General features: G+C 46.5%; 20 protein-coding genes. 5 read left to right on the top strand and 15 right to left on the bottom strand.

The window, feature by feature from the left end; translation table 11 throughout:
• The first annotated feature begins 42 nt into the window (after nucleotides 1-42).
• The gene (gene tsaB / locus H6F52_RS20905; protein ID WP_190429185.1) at nucleotides 43-741 is read left to right on the top strand and encodes a tRNA (adenosine(37)-N6)-threonylcarbamoyltransferase complex dimerization subunit type 1 TsaB; all 699 of its coding nucleotides are present in this window, start codon (nucleotides 43-45) and stop codon (nucleotides 739-741) included.
• Between the two features lie 95 nt (nucleotides 742-836).
• Here the strand turns inward: tsaB and H6F52_RS20900 are convergent, their stop codons facing one another.
• The 9 genes from H6F52_RS20900 to H6F52_RS20860 form a co-directional block, all read right to left on the bottom strand.
• Entirely contained in the window at nucleotides 837-1,175 is a 339-nt protein-coding gene (locus tag H6F52_RS20900) for a hypothetical protein (RefSeq protein WP_190536641.1), read from the bottom strand.
• 483 nt (nucleotides 1,176-1,658) lie between these two features.
• Nucleotides 1,659-3,434, bottom strand: coding sequence for an iron uptake porin (locus tag H6F52_RS20895; protein ID WP_190536640.1), 1,776 nt, complete (start codon nucleotides 3,432-3,434; stop codon nucleotides 1,659-1,661).
• Between the two features lie 146 nt (nucleotides 3,435-3,580).
• Nucleotides 3,581-4,726 (bottom strand): ABC transporter permease, encoded by a 1,146-nt coding sequence (locus H6F52_RS20890; RefSeq protein WP_190536639.1) that lies wholly within the window; start codon nucleotides 4,724-4,726, stop codon nucleotides 3,581-3,583.
• A gap of 115 nt (nucleotides 4,727-4,841) precedes the next feature.
• A complete protein-coding gene (locus H6F52_RS20885; RefSeq protein ID WP_190413028.1) occupies nucleotides 4,842-5,723 on the bottom strand; it encodes an Npun_R2479 family HD domain-containing metalloprotein in 882 nt (293 codons plus the stop codon).
• 571 nt (nucleotides 5,724-6,294) lie between these two features.
• Nucleotides 6,295-7,200: an alpha/beta hydrolase gene (locus H6F52_RS20880; protein WP_206753538.1), complete on the bottom strand. Its 906-nt coding sequence runs from the start codon at nucleotides 7,198-7,200 to the stop codon at nucleotides 6,295-6,297.
• Between the two features lie 121 nt (nucleotides 7,201-7,321).
• Complete coding sequence (locus tag H6F52_RS20875) at nucleotides 7,322-7,666, bottom strand: DUF1815 family protein (protein ID WP_190413027.1); 345 nt, start codon at nucleotides 7,664-7,666, stop codon at nucleotides 7,322-7,324.
• Between the two features lie 457 nt (nucleotides 7,667-8,123).
• Nucleotides 8,124-8,339, bottom strand: coding sequence for a DUF2839 domain-containing protein (locus tag H6F52_RS20870; RefSeq protein ID WP_190413707.1), 216 nt, complete (start codon nucleotides 8,337-8,339; stop codon nucleotides 8,124-8,126).
• 123 nt (nucleotides 8,340-8,462) lie between these two features.
• Complete coding sequence (locus H6F52_RS20865; protein ID WP_190438553.1) at nucleotides 8,463-10,091, bottom strand: ATP-dependent DNA helicase; 1,629 nt, start codon at nucleotides 10,089-10,091, stop codon at nucleotides 8,463-8,465.
• Nucleotides 10,092-10,189: 98 nt separating this feature from the next.
• Entirely contained in the window at nucleotides 10,190-11,770 is a 1,581-nt protein-coding gene (locus H6F52_RS20860) for a pentapeptide repeat-containing protein (RefSeq protein WP_190413705.1), read from the bottom strand.
• A 666-nt stretch (nucleotides 11,771-12,436) separates the two neighbouring features.
• Between H6F52_RS20860 and H6F52_RS20855 the strand changes: the two genes are divergently transcribed.
• Nucleotides 12,437-13,282 carry a prephenate/arogenate dehydrogenase gene (locus tag H6F52_RS20855; RefSeq protein WP_190536638.1) on the top strand — a complete coding sequence of 282 codons (846 nt, stop codon included), beginning with the start codon at nucleotides 12,437-12,439 and terminating at the stop codon, nucleotides 13,280-13,282.
• A gap of 94 nt (nucleotides 13,283-13,376) precedes the next feature.
• Here the strand turns inward: H6F52_RS20855 and H6F52_RS20850 are convergent, their stop codons facing one another.
• Both H6F52_RS20850 and H6F52_RS20845 read right to left on the bottom strand, forming a co-directional pair.
• On the bottom strand, nucleotides 13,377-14,159 hold the full coding sequence (locus H6F52_RS20850; protein ID WP_190429584.1) for an ion transporter: 783 nt from the start codon (nucleotides 14,157-14,159) through the stop codon (nucleotides 13,377-13,379).
• A gap of 185 nt (nucleotides 14,160-14,344) precedes the next feature.
• Nucleotides 14,345-15,370: a sodium:calcium antiporter gene (locus H6F52_RS20845; RefSeq protein ID WP_190536637.1), complete on the bottom strand. Its 1,026-nt coding sequence runs from the start codon at nucleotides 15,368-15,370 to the stop codon at nucleotides 14,345-14,347.
• Nucleotides 15,371-15,868: 498 nt separating this feature from the next.
• Between H6F52_RS20845 and H6F52_RS20840 the strand changes: the two genes are divergently transcribed.
• Complete coding sequence (locus tag H6F52_RS20840; protein WP_190429582.1) at nucleotides 15,869-16,363, top strand: DUF427 domain-containing protein; 495 nt, start codon at nucleotides 15,869-15,871, stop codon at nucleotides 16,361-16,363.
• A 62-nt stretch (nucleotides 16,364-16,425) separates the two neighbouring features.
• Here H6F52_RS20840 and H6F52_RS20835 read toward each other — a convergent pair whose 3' ends face one another.
• Nucleotides 16,426-16,722, bottom strand: a complete 297-nt coding sequence (locus H6F52_RS20835; RefSeq protein WP_190438537.1) for a hypothetical protein — start codon at nucleotides 16,720-16,722, stop codon at nucleotides 16,426-16,428.
• 275 nt (nucleotides 16,723-16,997) lie between these two features.
• Between H6F52_RS20835 and dapB the strand changes: the two genes are divergently transcribed.
• Both dapB and H6F52_RS20825 read left to right on the top strand, forming a co-directional pair.
• Nucleotides 16,998-17,828, top strand: coding sequence for a 4-hydroxy-tetrahydrodipicolinate reductase (dapB, locus tag H6F52_RS20830; protein ID WP_190536636.1), 831 nt, complete (start codon nucleotides 16,998-17,000; stop codon nucleotides 17,826-17,828).
• 83 nt (nucleotides 17,829-17,911) lie between these two features.
• Complete coding sequence (locus H6F52_RS20825; protein ID WP_190536635.1) at nucleotides 17,912-18,616, top strand: phosphate ABC transporter permease; 705 nt, start codon at nucleotides 17,912-17,914, stop codon at nucleotides 18,614-18,616.
• A gap of 41 nt (nucleotides 18,617-18,657) precedes the next feature.
• On the opposite strand, the gene H6F52_RS20820 is transcribed toward H6F52_RS20825, so the two are convergent.
• The 3 genes from H6F52_RS20820 to H6F52_RS20810 form a co-directional block, all read right to left on the bottom strand.
• Nucleotides 18,658-19,287 (bottom strand): precorrin-8X methylmutase, encoded by a 630-nt coding sequence (locus H6F52_RS20820; RefSeq protein WP_190413018.1) that lies wholly within the window; start codon nucleotides 19,285-19,287, stop codon nucleotides 18,658-18,660.
• Between the two features lie 302 nt (nucleotides 19,288-19,589).
• Nucleotides 19,590-20,393, bottom strand: coding sequence for a TPM domain-containing protein (locus tag H6F52_RS20815; RefSeq protein WP_190536634.1), 804 nt, complete (start codon nucleotides 20,391-20,393; stop codon nucleotides 19,590-19,592).
• A 272-nt stretch (nucleotides 20,394-20,665) separates the two neighbouring features.
• Nucleotides 20,666-21,313 (bottom strand): rhomboid family intramembrane serine protease, encoded by a 648-nt coding sequence (locus H6F52_RS20810; RefSeq protein ID WP_190536633.1) that lies wholly within the window; start codon nucleotides 21,311-21,313, stop codon nucleotides 20,666-20,668.
• Nucleotides 21,314-21,335: the final 22 nt, after the last annotated feature.

Genomic DNA, 21,335 nt, shown 5'->3' with positions numbered 1-21,335 from the left:
ATCGGGTTTCCCTATCTGAGCTATCGATCCCTTGAACTGGGCATAAATTCCGTGAAGCTCGATCCAACAAAATACGGCTTAGCACTACATACCAGCAGTCCTGAACTAGGTCTAGCACTCAATAACTTTTCTGGAGATTCGCGCTGCCAAACTTGGGATTTAGGGCGCGATTTATCCACTCATTTACATCATCATCTGGCTGAGTTTATTCAGCCGCAGATGTGGGCTGATTTGAAATTTATCTGTGTGGCAATAGGCCCAGGCAGCTTTACAGGGACTCGCATCGGTGTTGTTACAGCGCGGACACTGGCGCAACAGTTGGATATTCCTCTGTTTTCCGTCTCTACACTGGCATCTGTGGCTTGGTCAGAAGCCGGTAAAAGTAAACAGCAAGGCAACGGAAACGGTGAAGAATCTTCACTCAGTAATGCGATCGCTGTCCAATTGCCAGCTCAACGGGGTCAATTATTTACCGCCATTTATCAGGTATTGCCATCCAGTTCCGGACTCGCTCAGATGTTACCAGATAGCGTGATGACACCGGCAGTATGGCAACAAACGCTGGACAGTTGGCATCCCTATCAGCTAATTGATATCGCTGCTGGGGCTGGGCTAGGGGCAACCGTTTCGAGCCTACTAGAACTAGCCTATCTAGATTGGCAACAGGGGAAGCGTCCCCACTGGTCAGAAGCACTACCCTTTTATGGTCAACACCCCGTTGAGGAGAAAACATCTGGGTAGAATAAGCGGATGCGATCGCTTAAAGATATCAAACAGCCGACCTCTACAATAATTTCGACACTATCTCAAAAATTGAGATGTATCACCCCTTGGCGCTACTGTCGCATAGAAGATACATCAAAAATTCTGCTTGACATGGGAATCCGTTGATTAGTGGGTTTACTGTCCGCTACAGAGGAGCTAAAATCAGTAGCTTTATTTCCAGCTTCAGAAACAACAACTTGCTCAGCATTGGTAGAATTGACGACAGTATTACCAACGTCAGATTTAACACTTGTATTCCACTCTGCGGTCTGTTCAGAGGAGCTTGAGTCGATAGTATCAACAATGTTAGTTTCTAAAGGAATAAACGTTTGGGCTTGAGAATTAGCCGCAATTAAAATAAAGCTTTGAGTTAAAATAAAAACTAGAAAAGAAAAAATAAATTTAGCCACTTTGACTCAACCTCCTTCAAATAAATAATTAACTTTTGCAAAAGTAAAAATAATCTGTATCTATCTGCAATTACAGATAAAAAATTTGAAATCAACCCATAAGTTTTTCTGCCGTAAATGTTTTCTAGGGTAGACAAATACAGCAAAATTTACAATTTCTATTGAGGTTGATTAAAGAGCGACAAATAACAATTAGAGATTCTTGTAGTTGCCACTATAATTCCTTAACCGAACCTTATGTCAATTTATAGCTTCTACTCTTCTATCTACAAGCGAGATAACACTGAAAATAAAAAAATATTAAATAAAAAAAGTAGACTTAGTAAAATTACGGTAAATTTGGATAAAGTTTTTGTAGCTAAATAAAGGTTTGATGAGGTGTAAACTGGCATTTTGCATCAGAATATCATCCTGAGCAACATCCAAGAACTCCTGCGATGTTGCACTTTGCTGAATGTGACAAGTGTAGATAGGGAAATTTTCCTAGAAGGAGAAGCTAGTCCGTAATATACCTACAGCGATTGGGTCGCTAGCGGGTGTATGTCCCGGTTCAAAAATAAAGACTACCCCTGGCGTGATGCTAATGTTGTCCCTTGCCTGCCAACGATAGAACGCTTCTACATGAGTGGTCGTTCCCGGTTGTCCTCCTTCTCTGCCCAAACCCGTATTGAAGAAGTCAGGGATATTATTTCCTACGGGCAAATCGCTGCTAACAATTTTCGGTGGTTGTCCAATATAAATTCCTCCCAAATTTCCTTGTCCAAATAAATCGGGAAAATTGAGATACACCATATAATTAGTTGTTTCTACATTTCCCGAGCTTCTGGGAATGTGGGAATTGGTATAACCAGCCCATCCACCTAACGAAATGCGCGGCGTAATTCGCCAGTTAATCGTGGCACCAACGGCATTAGTTTGCAGGGATGCTGAATTACCAGTCAGTGGATTAATAGCACTCAACTGGTCATCTCCAATCCCAGTCAGCAAAGAACCATTGGGAGAGTAGTCATTAACATAATACAAAGTGATATCAAGCGGATCGGTTGGGGTAAGCGCTAGTTGGACACCTGCGGTATTGTGCCCGTCAGGTTGTCCATCGCTATGAAAAAATCCTGGAATAGTAGTTGAGTAAACCGCCTGCAAACTGGCACGTTTAGCAAATTGCCAATCAAAACCGATACCGCCACGACCAAAGCCAATATTCAGAATTGGGTTTCTTTGGGCAAAAGCAGAAATTGGACCTGTAGCAGCGCTTTCCACACGATTTGGGCCTCGGAAAGCGTAAGCCATATTTACTCCTTCTGTCCCCACGAGAACAGCAAATTTGTCGGTGAGGAGGAAACGGTAGTTTAGATCGCTTAAAATCGCATCGTTATCATTAAACAATTCATAGCTCAGTAGGACATCGTTAGTTAGTCGAGGTGCAGTGGTTCCTTGACTCGCTTGGAGACCTGCTAACAGGTAACTACGTTCGTCAAATTGGGTAGTTAGATACAGCTGATTAAAATTAATTACGTTAATATTTGTACCCCGATCATCAGTCTCTTTTTTCCCATCTCTAGGAAATAAATCGGCGCGATTGTTGCTACGCCCTTGAACGCCAACAATTGTCAGTCCGCTCAATTTAGTGGTTGTAGAAAATTGGGTTGCTTCTATTTCCGCAGTGCGAGCTTCCAAGCTACCCACGGAACCCCGAAGACTGGCCAATTCGATTGCAAATTCTGATTGCAATCGCTGTAAGGTAGCCAATTCCTCTTGTCTGATTCCATCAGCAGTTGCTATCGGAACCAGGTTAGTAATTTGCTCCAAACAAGCATTTAACCCGGCAGCAAATTCATACCGCGTTAGGGCACGATTACCACGATAAGTACTGTCCGGATAGCCCGCGATACAGCCATAGCGTTCGATAAGCGATCGCAGTGCTTCATATGCCCAATCTGTGGGTTCCACGTCTGTCAGCTGAGAAACATTGGTCACTTGCTCCATCGAAGCTTCAGCAGCGTCTGACTCTTCTGCATTTTCCTCCTCTAGTTCCTCCACCTGTTGCAAAGTCGTGTTGTTATCAGGCTGATTATCCAAATTTGGTAAATCTGAATCTGTCTTTAGAAACGTACTAATTTCTTTGCTACCTTGAGGAGTTTTATCTACATCCGCAGAATAAGCAGTTTGAGAGACAAAGCCACTGACTAAAATCCAGCTAAATAACCCGTATTTCAAACTTGAACAAATAATTTTTTTGAATATAATTTTCAATATCATTTGCTTCCAACTCCTATCAGATCACACGTTTCCGAGCTATATGAATAGCTCGGAAACAAACTCAACAAAAAATTCAGCAGAGTCAGTTCACAAATATGACCGACTCTGCTAAATATGTCACACAAATTCGCAAAAAACTTTTAAAATTACCGCCGCAAACTCCGGGGATCGAGGGCATCCCGCAGCCCATCGCCTAGCAAGTTAAATGCTAATACAGTGAGGATAATCAATAGCGCTGGAGGCCAGATCAACCAAGGTTGTAACACCAAAATTGATGCATTTGTTGCTAGCGATAGCATATTCCCCCAAGACGGATCTGGCTGCTGAATTCCTAGCCCAATCAAACTCAGCACTGATTCCGCGACGATAAAACCAGGGATTGCTAAAGTTGCCGAGATAATCACGTAGGTAGCAGTTTGCGGCAACACATGACGAATGATAATGTACAGCGGTTTTGCACCCATTGCGCGTGCTGCTTGCACAAATTCCCGCTCTTTAATGGACAGCACCTGTCCCCGAATCACCCGTGCTAACCCAGCCCAGCCGACGAATGAGGTAATCAGGACAATTAATAAGAATCGCTGGGCACTCGTTAGTCCTGACGGTAGCACTGCGGCAAGGGCAACCAACAGATAAAGGCTGGGAATTGTCATCAGCACTTCCACAAAGCGCATTAAGATGCTGTCAGTTGTGCCTCCGAAAAAGCCAGAAATCCCTCCAACCAACAAACCTAGGGGGAAAGATATGGCAATTCCCACTAGACCAATGCTGAGGCTGATTCTGCCCCCGTGCAGTAGACGGCTGAACTGGTCACGCCCCTGTTCATCGGTGCCTAACAAATTCAGTTTGCCTTCCCCAAGGGTGCCGAAGAGATGCCAATTAAAGGGAATACCGCTAAGAATTTCCACCTCATCAAATTTGGGTGGCAGCGGTAGGCGAAGCTGAAATAGTTGGTATTTCGGTCCCCGGACAAACAGGCGAACAGGTGAAGGTTTTTGGAAGTCTACAATCACTTTGCGATCGCCCGTCTCTAAATCTGTCGGCCCCTGAGTCGTCGGATAAACGTGCGGCCCAATAAATTGTCCCTCACGGTTGCGCCAGTAAATCTGAGTTGGTGGCAAAAGTGACGTATTTGGCTGTACATCACACAGCCCATGAGACAGGTCATAAGAGTCACATGGACGATAAGGCGCAACAAAATCAGCTGCAATAACGCTAAGGTAAAAAATTAACAGGATTAAAGCGCCAAAACGAGCTAAGGGATTGTTTTTAAGCTTTTGCCACCAGTTCATAAAGTTAGTGCTTAGGAGTTATGAGTTAGGAGTTTTAAATTAAATCATAAGCTAGAATTTAGTATTTCCAAGCTTATTTGGATTGTTCGCTCCTAACTCCCCACTGGTTCCCTTTCTAAGCTCCAACTACTAACTGTTCTTCCAGTTGCCGCCGCTCATCTTCGGCACTTTCGTGCTCAACAACAAACACATTCGAGTAGAGGTTTGCAATGATTTGCTTACCCTGCTGAGTTAGCGACAGGTAGCGAAGCGCATCTTGAATATACGGAAATACCCCATGCCAGTAAAATTTGGGATAGTTCCGGCGCAAGTCTCCAGGATGCCGATAACCTAAGGCTTGATTGACGCCAGTTTCTTCAAACTCATAGTACAAGGCACCAATTTTCTTCAGGTAGCGGGGATCGCTCAGCTGACCAATCAAGTCAGATGCCCGAACCAAGCCTGGATAATTAACCGTATCTTGATGATCCTCTGCTTTTGGGACTGGAAAACGAGTGAGTTCAATATTGCGCTTGATCAATTCCGCATCAATCAGCTTATGACCGCCAAAGCGCTCTTCAATAAAGAGTTTGGCTCGATCGACGTGATACGGTGTCAAGCTGGCATCTGAAGATCCACGAGGCACGGAAACCATTTCTGCATCCTGCCCCGTCGCATACAGTCTTTCGTAGTCTCTATCTAGGCGACACACGCCCTTCACGTAGCCAATGTCATGGCAAACCAAGGAGAGAATGAAGTGCAACCAGTCTTCGCAGGACACCCCGCCCTCACGGATGTGTCTCCCTCTCAAGATTTCTTGCCCGACCAGAGCGACTAGAATCGAGTGTTCAACATTGTGATAGAGGGCGTCACTGTTGGCAATGTTTTCCAGAGCCATACCCCCCGCCCAGGCAATAATATCTTCGTAGTCGGGCTTGTAGCCGCCGTAAGTACGTCGGTAGCCTTCACGAATTCTTTGAACAAAAGAGTCAATTAGAATTTCTGTAGCGTTAAACATCCTTAGTTCTCGCTGATACTGAGTGCAGTGAGGGGGCGTTGCTGATTTGGGAAATGATTGAGCATGAGGCGATCGCTCTCACGGTACCCAATCATTTTGCTGGTGGCGCTACGCCATAAATCGAGTTAATCCGAGGATACAACCTTGTCCTCTGTCGAACGAAATAGATACAACCCCTACCCTTCCAGGATGCAACAAAATTTGGCGACTGGGGTTGTTAATTGTCATGGTTGCTCTGTGTTTCGCATCACAATTCGTTCTTTGACCGCCAGATGGGGGTTTGATACTGCCTTATGACTTGAGTTTGTTGAAAAATTGGAAAATGAGTCTCAACGCGATCGCCTAAAATTCTGTAGTCGAAGAAACTGGGACTATAGGGCTTTTGGGCTATTCCGGTCAATCAGCTTAGTTTCTTCTAACTTTTGCTAAATTAACATTTCCAAAACCAATAGCGCCAATTAATTTGGCGCTATCAAGCGTGTTGTTAAAGATTGTTGACATGAGCGAAGTCGCCAGTTTTAAATCTCACCACACTGGCAGCAGTTTCTTCGATAGATTTTTACCAATAGATTTAGAAGTTTTTTTTGCCACCAGTTAATATTGGGGAGCGGAAAAAGTTTAAGAGTTCTCGATTGACGGTTTGAGGAACTTCTTGCTGCATCCAGTGACCGCAGTGACTAATAAATTTTAGGTTGAAAGGAGCAGCGATTAAGCGTTCCATGCCTTCGGTGAGTTTTCGAGTCAAAAAGGCGTCTTCTTCGCTCCACAAAATCAAGGTAGGCACAGTGACGGGATCGGGCGATCGTCCCCAGTGATGCAGCCAATTTTGAGGCGACAAAGACGATCGATAGTAGTTAATTGCCGCCGCCAAAACCCCAGGCTTTGCCAGTGCTGCCTGATACACTTGGGCATCCTCGGCAGAAAACGCGCCTTTGCGAACCGCCTGTCCCCGAAACACGTTATTTACAAAATCTTTTAAATTTTGCTGAATCAGCCACTCTGGCAAACCAGGAATCTGAAACGCCAGAACGTACCAACTGCGACGCAGGTGATCCAGGTTTCCCGTCAATTCCTGCCAAAACCTGTACGGATGCGGCGCATTCAAAATAGCCAGACGATTCAGAACGTCTGGAAATTTCTGCGCTAGATGCCATGCGATCAATCCGCCCCAATCGTGACCAACAATATGTGCCCGGACATACCCCAAATTCTCAATCAGACCCCGAATATCGGCGCTAAGAGTATCCAGGTCATAACCACTGAGGGGCTTATCCGAATCATTGTAGCCCCGCAAATCGGGAACCACCACCTTAAAATGGCGAGCCAGTGCTGGGATCTGATGCCGCCAGGAATACCAAAACTCTGGAAACCCGTGCAACAGGATAACTAGCTCTCCCTCTCCTTGGGTGACACAATGTAAGCGAATGTTGTTGGTCTCAATAAAATGGTGTTGCCATGCACAATCAAGGGCGGTCATAGACATCTCTTCCGGCATCCATCGCCAGGGGTTAGCACGTAGGTTTCTCACTTTTCAGATTAGCAGTCCTAGGAGCTTATCTGTCTAAAGAGAGTGGTGAAACCTTGCTGCGCTAACTCCTTTAGCCTCGCTGGGGCACGGCAGGACGATACTCAGAAGGTTTGATTTGGTATTTGACTAGATTGGCTAGGTCTTGTAGCTGACAAATTGCTTCAGCGCCCTCTAGCTTCATTAATTCACGGTCATCCCGCATTTCTGTCCAGGTGATCCCATAATCCGAGACTAAAAAGCGAATTAGATGGTTGTCACCTAGACTAACCATAAATGATGCGCTATTCATTTGGCCTCCGCAGGTATAGCAAGAAGCCAGATAGCCTCGCTGCTCTAGCACAATTGCCAGAGCTTGGAGGTTCATCACTAGATCCTGTACAAATTGACGGTGTTGCTCTGCAAGTCGTAGAAACACGGTTGTCCTCCAACCACCACACCTTAGTTTAAACCTTTTATACTTTCTTAAGATTTTGCTCCCCAGGCATGACGGTAAATTAATCGAGGAGCTTGGAAAAATTTAGAACTTGACGTCTCCCTGATTTGCACCAGGTTAACTTGACTATTCAGAAAAGCCAAGTATCAACCATAACAGTTTGAATGATACTCCTGCATCCTAAAGAGCACTGATAAAGGTTACTTCTAACTAAAGACGGACTTAGGGGTAAAGTGTTGCGAGGGGCAGAATCATCGCTGCATTTAATGGAAGCGATCGCTAAGGATAAGAATAATCAATTAAATCTAGTCCTATGGGCGAAACTTACTTATGGATTTAGAGACAAAGCCTCTGATAGCTTTGGTTTACCTGTTGGCAAGACAAATCTATCAAATACTTTGTCTCTAAGCACTTCACCCAACCAGATTTTTAGGAAGGTCTAGTTGACGACCTGCCACCAACCAAAGGAAGGTCCGATGAAGCGGATAGTTATCCAAAAAAGGATCAGGAAACCGATACCGTACCAAGCCCCCTGACCGGAGATTTTCACAAACTGTTGTGCCTGAGTTTTAGTGATCGGCACCCAAGGAAGGATATAGGTATCTTGACCATACTTCTCTTTGAGTGCTTCTTTCCGACGCTTGGATTCACCCATAATTTTTGGTGATGCCTTTAGACATTTGTTTATCATAACGCTGGCGTGGGAGCCGCAGCTGAATGATTGATTAAATTACAAGTATTGAGACAAAGCGATGAGCTGCGAGGGGTGTGGGAGAAGCTAGCGATCGCTTGTAAACCAGTTGCTGTCCAAATAGTTGATCCGAGCCAAAGGACTCAGTGCTTCCAGCACCTGAGAGCCGTAGCTGCGGTTATTTACGCGACCATCGAGGAGAGCAACGACGCCCCGACATTCTCGCACGGGGGCGATCGCTCGCTGCAATTCACTCAAAGCCACGGGCAACAAATACAAGCGAAACCAATCTTTACGCTGTTCCTTGTAATGAGCAACCCGACCCGCTACCAGGGGATTTTCTAGAGAGGGGATCGGCAACGTCGCCATCACTAGCAACTGGGGCGCAGGCAACGCCTCCTGATAATGCCGCCAAAATTCCCATCCCGTAACCAGAATGCCATTGTTTGACAAACTGGTTTTTTCTACTTGCACGCGGGAGCCAAACTCAGCCGCCATCACAGACGCCACCTGGGCTTTTAAAGGCGTGTCCTCGACCAGGATCACCGCTAGTCTTTGAATGTCGGGATTTTCTCCCAGCGACCGATCCATTGTCTCAACTAGCATCTGGACTTCTTGAATCAGAACTCCCTGAAATTGAGGCGTATTTGGCATGGGGAGACGATCGGGGAGATATAGCTGAATCAGTTCGTTCTGCCTGTCTGGAGAAAACTTGAGACACGTTAGGTTGCCCAATCCTACCCGCTGACGATAGGCGATCGCTTCTGTCTCTAAATCCAGTGCCGCACCAATCAATACCACCGGCTCGTGGTGCCAGATTTTTTCTAAAGCAGTTGCCACCTCAACGGGGCCGCAATACAAAGAAAATTGGCCCTGACTCCGAGCAATTTCTGCCCACATGAGTTGGTCTTCTGCTTGCAACCGATGCCAAAAATTTCTCCAAGCCGGGGGTAAATTTGGCGAGGCGGGAAATTCTCCCCCTCTCCCACTCCCCTGCTCTCCAGACGGGATCGTTCTTGTTTCGACAAGATTCTGTCTGCCTTCAACTCCTATCGCATTCTCTAAGACCGCATAGAGACGCCTCAAGATGTCTTGCTCAGCAGGTGAAATCAGATAGCACTCGTAAGGATTGGCTGGATGCTGGAAGACAGCTTTTGTTAGCTGTACCCGCGCATCCCGGATTGCCTTTACCTTACGGGGAAAGGCCAGCATCAACTCTTCCCAATCGCTGGGTCGCAAGCTAGCAGTCAGTTGGTCGCGTGCCCACTCTTCCAAGTCATCGGCACCATCAAAAATAGTCGGAATGCCAAAGGGTATCCGATTTAGCCCTTTGAGGCGGTCAGCTAACCAAACCTCTGGAGAGATTAACAGCAGTCCCTGAAAGTCAGCGTCAGGCCATGCATCGCCTGTTAGGATGGCTTTTTCCCTCCCCATCCACTGTCGCATCTGAGGAATTTCCACCTCTAGCAAGCGTTGCTGAACTGATTCTGGAGCCACCAGGATGACAGATTTCGTCCATAGCAGTGCCGGTGCTAGGTAACTCAGGCGATACTTCCCCGTACCGTGCGAAGAAACTCCAGTCTGAATCAGGGCAGAACGCCCTAATCTTAAAGCCCGTGCCACTAGCCTCGCCATTGTCAGATGATGAGGCCAAGAACGATTCTCCTGCTCGCGAAGGAATGCACGTAGTGAGGAATGAACTTCTACCTCTATCACTTTAGATTTGAGACTTTAGAGTTAGGAAAGCAAAAAGTAAAAAAGATCGCTTTACATATTTTCTCTTTTTTTTCGCCTTTTGCCTGCTGACCCTTTGTTCAACTTTGCTGTAATTTTTCTAAATAATCAAATTCCTTGACAAATTCAACCAACGTACCCACAGGAGGGAGAATTGAGCCTTGCGCTTCAACTAAGTTGTTTTTTGGCAAAGCCCTGGAATTAGATTGACTTTGATTCATAAACCGTTTCCCAAACACTGGGTGATGATAAACATTCAAGGTTTGATCCGTAGAATTATTTAGCACCGTCTGGGTTGGAGCCTGGAAGAAGTTTAATTTTCTTTTCAGTTCGGGCACCATTTTGCAAATATCGAGACTACCGACTTGATCGATTGTTTTATTAAGGGAGGCAGTTAATTGCTTGACCCGCTGAGCATCTTTATGCCCTAGTGATGATTGATTTTGAGATTGAAGTAGGTTCACTAGAGCGCTGATATTTTTCTGAGTTGCTACTGCATCGTTGAAGGGAAAAATAGCCACGTAAGCCAAGGGAAATAATTGATCGTTGCTATCAATTCTGAAAGTGAGAATTGTTTTTCGAGCGCTGACTTCCAAACTGGGAGGATGAGCGATCCCCGGATAATGCTTAGAGAGGTGATGATAAGTAGTGGCTAGTGCTAAATTTGCTTCTAAATCTAACGGTGCATCTACGATAATTCGGACGGTTGGCAGCGTTTCATTGAAGAACTTTTTTGATTCTTCAGTGGTAAGACGAAAAATTTCCGTGCGATCGCCATCCGGACTCAAGTCAACCCACTCGCAGGTCACTCCTTCGGTTTTCAGGCCGAAACGGGAGACTGCATACAGTTTTGCCCCGGTTAGAATCGCCCCGGTCAAGTCAGCTCCAATCCAATCGGCTTTAATCAATCGAGCTTGGGTAAGATCGGCGTGAACTAAGCTGGCATTGAGTAAATTAGCATTGCTAAGGTCTGCGCCGATTAAGTTAGCTCCGCTTAATTTTGCGCCGCTTAAGTCTGCCCAACGCAGATTTGCACCGCTTAAGTCTGCCCAACGCAGATTTGCGCCGCTTAAGTCCGCTCCGCTGAGATTTGCGCGACTGAGATTGGCTTGTCTTAGTTCTGTCTCTCGGAAATTAGCACCGCTCAAGTCGGTGCGGCTCAAGTCGGTGCCATTTAAGTTTGCCTGCTCCAAGTTGGCTCCCGTCAAAAAGGCACCCCGGAGGTTGGCTTCATTCAAACTGGCGCGACTGAGATTGGCTTCTCTAAGAGTGGCTTCACGCAAATCAGCACCGCTGAGGTTCGCTGATTTGAGATTGCATCCACTCAGATCGGCGCGAATTAGCTCGGCTCGAATCAAGACGGCTTGAATGAGCTGCGCCCCCCCCATATCCGCTCGAATCAGGTTAGCAACGTTGAAGTTTGCCTGGTTTAAGATGGCATTGCTAAGATTGGCTCCACTAAGCCTCGCGACATTAAGTTTGGCTTGAGTCAAGTTAGCGGCTTCGAGATTGGCACCGCTGAGATTTGCCACGCTTAAATTAGCGCCTGTCAAATTAGCGCCGCTGAGGTTGATGCCACTCAAGTTTGCCTCACTCAGGTCAATTGCCGCGAAGTTTCGCGCACCGGCTGCGTATCTTACTATCAGTTCATCGACATTCATTTCGAGCCACCTTGCCAGCATTCTCATTTTATGGTTAGGAGGAGGGCGCTACCAGCAAGCCTTGAGGTTCATTTGTCGTTTTGAGTGGCTGGGTGAGTTTGCAGCAGATGAACCCTGGCTTTGCTTGCGTTGAGTCGGGATTTTTCCCCGGCATCTATCTAAAGTTGTACAAAGTTGTACAAGCACTAATCTAGCGTGCCCCTCTGTAAATCTTAGAAGTAAGTTCAGTGAGGGCATCCTCAGAGTGATGAAGGATGAATGAAGAAATCTATTATGCTCCCTACCTCATCTGTTTGGAAGGGCTTTACTTTAAGAAAATAGTCGTCCAGCCATTTTGACAGAAGCCTAACGAGCGGCTGATTGGATCGTGGGGTAAGTTGGCACTGTATGCTAGAACATCATGCTAGAACATCGGTACAGTAGTCCCAGAGAGAACCCCTCTCCAGCCCTCCTTGTTTCGGGGAGACAGCTAAATTGCTCTTGTTTTCCTCATTTTGAGGAAATTTAGGAGTTTATACCATTTTAGATTTTGGATTTGAGATTTTGAACTGTAGAAGACTTGCGGCGATGGCGCAGCGCTGACTTGTCTGTTCGCGTCTGAGCCAGTAGCCATTTCCAGCAAGTTATTTGTGCCGATTTTACGGTGAAATAGTATTAGACAGAACCATGAATATTGGGATTGTAGGGTTGGGGCTAATTGGCGGCTCGCTGGGTTTGGACTTACGAGCGGCTGGCTATCAGGTTTTGGGGATCGCGCGTCGAGAGCAAACCTGTGTTGATGCGATCGCGCGTGGAGTTGTGGATGATGCGAGTGTGGATCTGGCACTCTTGGCAGCTACCGATGTAGTTTTTGTGTGTACGCCCATTAGCGCGATCGCCCCAACCGTACAGCAGCTGATTCCTCATTTGTCTGCCAACGCCATCATCACAGACGTGGGTTCGGTCAAAAAGCCGGTGGTGGAAGCGCTAGAACCGATTTGGACGAACTTCGTGGGGGGGCACCCGATGGCGGGGACGGCAGAAAGTGGTCTGGAAGCAGCTCAGACTCAGCTATTTGCTGGGAAAGCTTATGTATTGACGCCGGTGAAGACGACGCCCCCAGCAGCTGTGAATATTGTCGAGGAAATCGCGCGATCGCTCAAAGCTAAAATCTATCAGTGCCGTCCAGAAGATCACGATCGCGCGGTGGCTTGGATTTCTCACTTGCCGGTGATGGTGAGTGCTGGTTTAATTAATGCCTGCATCAACGAAACCGACCCAGCGGTTCTAGAATTAGCGCAACAATTGGCGAGTTCTGGCTTCCGGGATACCAGCCGCGTCGGCGGAGGCAATCCAGAGTTAGGCGTGATGATGGCGCGGTACAATCGCGGGGAATTACTGCGAAGCCTTCAACAATATCGAACCGGACTCGATCAAATTATTTCTCAAATTGAACAAGAAGACTGGAACGCATTGCAGGAGAAACTTTCTATCAACCAGCAGACACGACCGAAATTTTTAAACCTCGAATAGGGTTATTGCAAAAAGCGCGATCGCTCTACCGAACTATCGTCAATTAGGCAACGACAGCACAATCTGCCGCAAATGCGATCGCTTTCCTTCGCTACTAGCTACCTGTTAGTTTTTCCAACTTTGCTCCGCAAATTTTGCAAAACCGAGCATCTGTATCATGGGATGATAAACCGCAAGTAGGGCAAAGGGTTTGTACCTGATTAGCTGTTTTAACCAATCGCTTGATCAAGTCGCCCAATTGCCAAGGAATCAGAGCAATTCCGGTCAAAATCATTAAGACTGTCATCAAGCGACCTCCTTGTGAAATTGGTGTTACATCGCCAAATCCAACTGTTGTCATTGTGACAATAGAGAAATATACAGCATCCAAAAAAGTAGCGAATACTTGAGGATTTACTGGATGCTCAACTTGATAAATCAAGCCGGAATAAACAAATATGATTGCTAATAAAGTAAATAATATTCGAGCTGAAATCTCTCCATCTTCATTGATGGTGCGACCAAATAATCTTTTACCTTCTATGAATCGAAGAAATCGCAAAATCCTAAACCATCGAAATACCCGGATAAAGCTGATATCTACCACTCCTAATAAAAATGGCAATATTGCTACTAAATCTATAATTGAATAAACACTTAATATATGTTGAACTTTATTGTCTGCACACCATAAACGAAGCAAATATTCCCATGCAAAAAGTAGGAAAATTGCATAGTCTATAGTATTAAGATTAATTCGGACGTAATTTGGGAGTGGATAGGTTTCGATAACAAAAATTGCTGAAGACAGCAAAATCATTCCTGTAATTAGGAAGTTGAACGCTTTTCCTGTTGGTGTTTCAATGTCTTCTAAATAAAAAGCAATTTTTTGCCGCATCTAGATAAAATCACAAAACGAAAAGTGGCAGCTTGATATCAAACAGGAGAAAGTCGGGTAATCGATAATCGGTAAAAATCTTTAAAGATAGAGCGATAAATCACGTTTGAATTTTGAATTAATTATTTTGAATAACTCAAAGTTTTTGTTTCTTTTTTAACAAAGCAAACCTCAGTGATAGTTGCTCAACTCCCAAAAAACAGCAGCGAAAACCCACTTAAGTATAGGAGTAGAATTAAAAAACTCTCGAAGCTAATATTTCCAATTCCATGTGTTTCCCGCCGCAACAAGCCCAAAACTAGAATGACGGTCATCAGGATCGTCAACGCGATCGCAAAAATCTGAGGCTGTGCCAAAGCATGATAAATCGAACCCTGCCGATAAGCAAAGTCAGAGAACGCCACCAGCATCACATCGAAGCTATTTCCCCCGATAACGCCACTCACCGCAAGCGTCAGCGCCCCTCGTCGCACCGCCGCGATGGTTGTTACCAGTTCCGGTAGGGCAGTTGACAAAGCGGTAAAAAGCCCTCCTACCATCGTTTCGGAAAGACCGCTGTGCATAGAGATCGAGATTCCAGCTTCCGCCACAAAATAACCGGCACCGGCAAGCAGCCCCGCCAGCAAAGCGAACCTTAACCACAACACAGTCAATTTAGTACCCTCGGAATTATCTGCCTCCGGTTCGTCAACTTGCGTCTCCGCAGTCCGCCGAGGCCACCACATGGGCGTAGTTTGAGCCTCTGCCGCCAAACGTAAGCCAAAGATATAAGCGGCTGGGATAAGGAACGAGGCGGGATGAATTCCAAAAAAACTGACATCTGGCCCAGACATTGCCATCAGAGGAATTGCTAATAAAGCAACCAGAAGTGTTGCCTGCATCAGATTTGGCACGGAGGCAGCTGCGTGTGTCAGGTTGGCTTTCCCATAGGCAAGATCGGCAATGCTGAGAAATGCTGTTTGGGCAGCAATCCCTCCTAAAGCACTACTGATGGCAAGTTCGGCGTGACCTCCGGCAGCGGCGGTGACAGAGGTAACAATGCCTGCTAATGAGGTGCTACCGCCGAGGAACAAGGCACCCATCAGTGCTTCTCCAAGACCCGTTTCATCCGCTAGACGATCCGCTGTGCTTGCCATCATCGTTCCTACAACGGCAATGACCGCAGCAGCGATAAAAAAAACACTAATACTCAGGGTTAAGGAATCAAACACATCCACCTACTATGGTTCGGTTAATTTTTTCAATACAAAATATTTGATTGCCCCAAGCAGAGTTTCTAAGGGGAAAATTTCTCCACCCTTTTGCAAAGGAGGGAAATTGGCTCATAGCAATGTTTTCCAGAGGGTTGCAGGATCTCCCAATCCGGAAAAGCAGACCGTATTGTGTTTAGGGATATCTCCTCTAGAGTTTTGGGTTTTTGGGTATCTAACCCAAACTGTATTGGTATATCCACCGCTTTTGTCTGCTATTTATTGTCAAAGTAAGCACCCTGAGAATGGCTACCTAAGCTTCATTATTCCTTGCACAGCTTGTCAGGTGCCTGTACTAGAAGTCAGATTCAGCAAAAATTTCTCTTGGAGCGATCGCTCTTTTTGTATGCTCCTATACACGGCTTCTCGCGTTTCTTAGCGCTCGCTACAACAATCAGCAAAGCGACAGCGCGACACATCTAAAATAGCGAGTGTGATTCTACAACAGAAGAAGCCAGCATGAAACGCGATCGCATTGCACCCGGACCCGGTCAAGAGTCAGTCTGGGATTACCCTCGTCCCCCGCGTCTTGAGGAATCATCCAAGCACATCCAGATCGTCTTCAACGGCGTCACAATTGTTGATACTCAGCGGGCAAAGCGCGTACTAGAAACCAGTCACCCGCCTGTCTACTACATTCCTCCCCTAGATATCAAAATGGAATATCTAGTGCGAACTCTTCAGGAATCGTTTTGTGAATGGAAGGGAGGCGCTTTCTACTACACAGTCGTTGTCAGTGACAAACAGGCACCGAATGCCGCTTGGGGTTATCCCAATCCCACACCAAACTTCGCCAGCATCAAGAACTATCTCGCTTTCTATCCCCAGATGATGGATGTTTGTTCGGTCGATGGAGAACAAGTGCAGCCGCAACCTGGAGGTTTCTACGGCGGTTGGATCACCAGCGATATTGTTGGCCCGTTCAAAGGTGAGCCAGGAACCTGGGGCTGGTAGTATTTTCCAGGGGTGTACACCAGATGTACAAGATGTACACCCCTACTCTGCCTAGAACTCATTTAAGAAAATCCGGTCAATCCTTGGCATTGCCGTCTCTTCCACCATCGTTCTGGCGTGCGTTCCGGGTCTTCATCCTCAAAATAGGTCGGGACGCTACTCTCCGTAAGCGGGAGGTTTTGATTATTAAGAGTGGAATCCTCTGCTGACCCGTTTTTGTCGAGGTTACAGAAGAGTGGCGAATCGACAGAGGCGGCGTCAGTCTCATCCGATCGGTTCTCTATTTTTGCAGAGGTGGCATCAGGTTTATTGCCAAAACTTCTCAGATCGTAAGTAGCCGAATTGTTAGGGAATGGCATTGTTTTATAACCGCTGAATAAACTAAATTTGAAACTTTTAAACAGAAAGATGTTCTACTTTGGAGTATAGCTTATTGAAAATTAATTTCAATAAGTTTTGTGACTTAAAGCTAGAGAAAGCCGCTGCTATATCCTCAGCCGTTCTAGCGAGCAGTGTTTGCGACAGAAAGAGAAATTACAAAGAATATCTTCTTGCACGCGATCGCATAATTCAGTTATCGTGGGAAGCCCTTCTTGGTCTAGAATGCGCTTGTCGAGAAGGGTATTCTTAAATCATGGCAAATCAACAGTGTCCGATTCCCGTTGTCGTCAACGGTGCGGCTGGAAAAATGGGTCGCGAAGTCGTCAAAGCCGTTGCTCAAGCAGACGATATGACTTTGCTGGGGGCAATCGATCGCTCTTTGGAATACCAGGGTCAAGACGTTGGAGAAGTGGCGGGTTGCGAACCCTTGGAAGTTCCCATTGTCAGTGACTTACAAGGGATGCTGGTGCTAGCGACCCAGGAAAAACAACAGGGCGTTATGGTTGATTTTACTCATCCTGACTCAGTTTATGAAAATGTGCGGACTGCGATCGCTTACGGCATCCGACCTGTCGTTGGCACAACTGGACTTAGCCCGCAGCAAATCCAAGAGCTTGCTGAATTTGCCGACAAAGCCAGCACGGGTGCCCTGATTATCCCCAACTTTTCCATTGGCATGGTGTTACTACAGCAGGCAGCTGTCCAGGCGTCCCAATACTTTGACCACGTTGAAATTATCGAGTTACACCACAACCAAAAAGCCGACGCTCCTAGCGGTACCGCCCTTCAAACTGCCCAGATGTTAGGCGAACTGGGTAAAACCTACAATCCACCGACGGTAAAAGAAACTGAAAAACTACCCGGTGCTAGAGGTAGCCAAGCCGATGAGGGGATTCGCATCCACAGCGTTCGCTTACCCGGTCTCATCGCTCACCAAGAAGTGATGTTTGGGGCACCGGGTCAAATTTATACCCTACGCCACGATACTTCAGATAGGTCTTGCTATATGCCTGGTGTTCTTCTCGCCATCCGCAAAGTTATCCAGCTCAAATCCCTAGTCTATGGGTTAGAAAAGATACTATAAGTGGCTAATCCCTAATCGAAGGAGCGAAGGATTGCTCTTAAACAATTAGCCATCCTTCAATTAGCAATTCGCTTTTGAACAATATGTTAGTCCCATTAACGCGCAAGAAATTTGAAGACTTGATTCCCCAGATTGCCACTGGCCCGCAGTATGCGTACTGCTGGGGCAAGTTCCCAGACTTTTTAAAGCGATTGCTAATTTCTGTAGTAGCTGTGGTGGTGGTTTTACTCGTCGGCAAGTTTTTGCTGGGCGAGGATCTGAGCGCGATCACCTTTTTTCTGGGAATCATTGCAGGTCTTTACTGGTTGTGGGCACCCGTCTATTGGGCGAGTCTCCGGAATGCTTCTTATCGCCGCTACGCCTACAGTGGATTCTGGCGGGGTGAAGTCGTGGATATCTTTGTTTCTGAAGAGTTGATTGGCGAAGAGCAAACCGTCAACAATCGCGGGCAACTGGTGATTGTTGAAAACCGAGAGCGTCGGTTGAACATCAAAGTTGGGGATGAAACCGGATTTACGACCCAGATGCAAGTACCGCTTCGCCGCATCCATAAAGCAGTTAAACCCGGTCAAGTTGCTGAGATGGTCGTGCTGTCCAATCAAAAAGACTTGGGTCGGATTGCCAAGGTGACAGACATTTATATTCCCAGTCAGAATCTCTGGGTGAGTGACTATCCTTATCTGCGGCGAGACTTTTTTGAGGATGTCAGCCGTCAGTTAGGAGACAATGACGATGTTTCCTATCCTGAAGACCGTACTCCTAAGCGTAGGCGATCGCGTCGCCCTTGAATCGAGAACCGGCTAATGGCTAATGCCCCGCCTCCCTGCCCTTAGCCGACACCATTCGTATCCTGCCCATAAGCTTGCCATGCTAAGTCAACTAAACCATTGACAATCGCCGCTGCTACCACCGCACTACCTTTACGTCCATCAATTCGGATGTGAGAAACTAGCGAATCATTCAGCCGTTCCTTGGCAACATCCACATCCACAAATCCCGAAGGCGTGCCAATCACCAATGCTGGTCGAATTTCTTCTGCCTCAATTAGCTCGACCAGAGAAATGAGAGCCGTCTGAGCCTGACCTACCACAAAAATTCCTTCTGGATAGCGTCTAGCGAGGGTTTCAATTCCCCAGGCAGCGCGGCTTTTGTCTTTTTGAGGCCGCGTCAAGGCTTCCATACTGCAATACACCGGATTAGCAAAAGTACTTTGGATCGTGGGGCTAATGCCGACTTGTACCATTGGTACATCTACCACAATGGTGCTACGAGCTGCCAAAGCGGCTGCGCCAGCTTGGAGTGCCCTCTCAGAAAAGCGAATTAAAGACCGATATTCAAAGTCAGCGGTTGCGTAAATGACCCGACGCACAATCTCAAATTCCGCTGGTGAGAAGATGTGGTCGCCAATTTCTCGGTCAATGATTGCCAAACTTTGGGCATCCGTTACGTGCCATTCCATAGCGATTCGCTTTCAGCTTTTAGCTATCAGCTTACCAGCTAGCAGTCCGAAATGATTTTTGAAAACCAAAAGAGTGTTATTAAACGACAAAGAAATAAAGGAAGAGAAAGAAGATAGAAAGATGTTATGAAATCTTCTTGCTGTATGCAGGTATGTTTAGCAATTCGTTAAAAAAATCTGACAAATCAAATAGGATTGCGATATCAGCTTTTTCCGGGCAAGAGGTGTGAGGGGATGCCTCTTGCCTCTTGCCCTCATTCTCTGGCAAAGCCTGGAAATATTCTAGCCACTGACGGATTTTTTCAAGTTTCCGGAGCCGAAGACTGAACGATCATTGGTGATAGGTAAGCGACTAAAGCACCGATGAAAAAACCGGCGAAGTTGCGAAACAGGGGCAACCACTCCGAGGTGCGAGTGACAACGGGGCCGAGACCAAAAGCAATGAATAGAATTCCCCACAAGGGAGAGAATATTAAAGCCCACTGCCATGCAAAAATTTGTCCCTCTTTGCGGGGTACAGCGGCAAAGCCGCAGATAATTCCGCCCACAATGGAGGTAATTAGAGTGAGAATCCACTGTTCTCTGGGCAGTCCGGGTACAACCCGGCAACCGCCCTGACGCAGACAGGTTTGAATGGTTTCTAATGATTGAATGATGGCTTGGTCTTCGCCATTTTCGCGCACGAAGTAGAGATTGCCGAAGCGCGTTTGCAACTCAATCCAGAAGGTACGGGGCATGAGTTTATAAGCGTCATCGCCTACATTAAAATTGAGAATATTACCGCCGCGTTGGTCGGCAACCAGCAACACGCTTTTATTATCCAAGCTCCAATAATCTTTTAAGGCAAGACCAGGGGTGCGGTCGTATTGAGTTAATACCCGCAGCTTCCAACCTGTTTCTGCTTCAAAACTCTCTATGTTTTTGACCAATCCCTCTTCCTGAATATTTGTCAAGGCTTTGGCTAAGTCAATGATTGGGGTAGGAGTCTCCGGCAGTAAGTCGGGATTGTTATAGGCGTGAGCAACGGGAGCGATCGCCCAAATGGACAAAGCCAGGAAAAATGCGACGAGGGATGCCACAATTCGTTGTTTAGAAAGATGCTTCATTGGCAGTTCGGTTTCTTTAAAAGCGAATGGGTTAGGTAAACTAATATTTCTTTACACTTGTTTACCATATTTTAATACAAGGAGTCTCTAGGGGCATCCATTCAGGAGGACTGAGGATTGGGGACTGAGGACTCAGGACTGGGGGAGAGGAGAAGGGGGAGAGGAAAGATGTAAAAGAGGGGTGACTCCATGCCAGCCTTGATATGGCATAGAATCACCCCAGACTCTTGTGCTACTCTCTGCGATGTCTACTGCGATGTCTACAGGACTAACTAAGTTTTCCGAAACCGGGTGGGGTCAAGCCGCATCAAACCCATAATCAGCGCTACTCCTACAACAGCGCCTCCTAAGTGAGCAAAATGGTCTACTCCGTCTTGAATCCCAGTTTGTTGAAATTCAAAGAACACTCGCTCAATCACAAACTGACCCAAAATCAGAACTTCCAAGACTTTGCGCCAATTCCAGCTCAACTTAATCAACACGCTGACCGCGAATAAGCCAAAGACGGCTCCCGAAGCCCCCAAAGAATAGATTGGCCCATGCTGGAACAGCCAACTCATCAGACTAGCGCCCAGTCCGCAGATGATGTAGGAAGCGACCACCCCGAAGATCCCTTCCTCTTCCTCAACTAGGCGACCAAAGATATAAAGAAAAAATAGATTTCCTGACAAGTGCGCCCAGCTGGCATGACAAAACATCGCCGTGAAGAACTGATAAAAGGCTGGGCGGGCATGATTGAGATATAAACCTTGAAGATTGAGGCTGAGAATATGGTCAGCAATAAAGATAACTAGGTTGATCAAAATCAGGGCAAAAACACCGTTGTATTGGTTGTTTCGTCTGCGGTTTGATGAACGAGCCTCTAGTAGCAAGTCAGTTGCAGAATCGGTCGGTTCTGAGTTTCCCTGATTCTTTCTCATAGCTGGTATTCTCAACGGCATC

This window comes from Coleofasciculus sp. FACHB-542, assembly GCF_014695825.1.
GTDB lineage: Bacteria > Cyanobacteriota > Cyanobacteriia > Cyanobacteriales > FACHB-T130 > FACHB-T130.
This window is presented reverse-complemented; position numbering and strand designations above follow the sequence as displayed.

What these genes read in the sequence shown, in the direction of transcription:
- H6F52_RS20895 (WP_190536640.1), bottom strand. Translation starts at nt 3,434, where the DNA reads ATGATATTGAAAATTATATTCAAAAAAATTATTTGTTCAAGTTTGAAA.
- H6F52_RS20890 (WP_190536639.1), bottom strand. Translation starts at nt 4,726, where the DNA reads ATGAACTGGTGGCAAAAGCTTAAAAACAATCCCTTAGCTCGTTTTGGC.
- H6F52_RS20885 (WP_190413028.1), bottom strand. Translation starts at nt 5,723, where the DNA reads ATGTTTAACGCTACAGAAATTCTAATTGACTCTTTTGTTCAAAGAATT.
- H6F52_RS20880 (WP_206753538.1), bottom strand. Translation starts at nt 7,200, where the DNA reads ATGACCGCCCTTGATTGTGCATGGCAACACCATTTTATTGAGACCAAC.
- H6F52_RS20870 (WP_190413707.1), bottom strand. Translation starts at nt 8,339, where the DNA reads ATGGGTGAATCCAAGCGTCGGAAAGAAGCACTCAAAGAGAAGTATGGT.
- H6F52_RS20860 (WP_190413705.1), bottom strand. Translation starts at nt 11,770, where the DNA reads ATGAATGTCGATGAACTGATAGTAAGATACGCAGCCGGTGCGCGAAAC.
- H6F52_RS20855 (WP_190536638.1), top strand. Translation starts at nt 12,437, where the DNA reads ATGAATATTGGGATTGTAGGGTTGGGGCTAATTGGCGGCTCGCTGGGT.
- H6F52_RS20850 (WP_190429584.1), bottom strand. Translation starts at nt 14,159, where the DNA reads ATGCGGCAAAAAATTGCTTTTTATTTAGAAGACATTGAAACACCAACA.
- H6F52_RS20840 (WP_190429582.1), top strand. Translation starts at nt 15,869, where the DNA reads ATGAAACGCGATCGCATTGCACCCGGACCCGGTCAAGAGTCAGTCTGG.
- H6F52_RS20835 (WP_190438537.1), bottom strand. Translation starts at nt 16,722, where the DNA reads ATGCCATTCCCTAACAATTCGGCTACTTACGATCTGAGAAGTTTTGGC.
- dapB (WP_190536636.1), top strand. Translation starts at nt 16,998, where the DNA reads ATGGCAAATCAACAGTGTCCGATTCCCGTTGTCGTCAACGGTGCGGCT.
- H6F52_RS20825 (WP_190536635.1), top strand. Translation starts at nt 17,912, where the DNA reads ATGTTAGTCCCATTAACGCGCAAGAAATTTGAAGACTTGATTCCCCAG.
- H6F52_RS20820 (WP_190413018.1), bottom strand. Translation starts at nt 19,287, where the DNA reads ATGGAATGGCACGTAACGGATGCCCAAAGTTTGGCAATCATTGACCGA.
- H6F52_RS20815 (WP_190536634.1), bottom strand. Translation starts at nt 20,393, where the DNA reads ATGAAGCATCTTTCTAAACAACGAATTGTGGCATCCCTCGTCGCATTT.
- H6F52_RS20810 (WP_190536633.1), bottom strand. Translation starts at nt 21,313, where the DNA reads ATGAGAAAGAATCAGGGAAACTCAGAACCGACCGATTCTGCAACTGAC.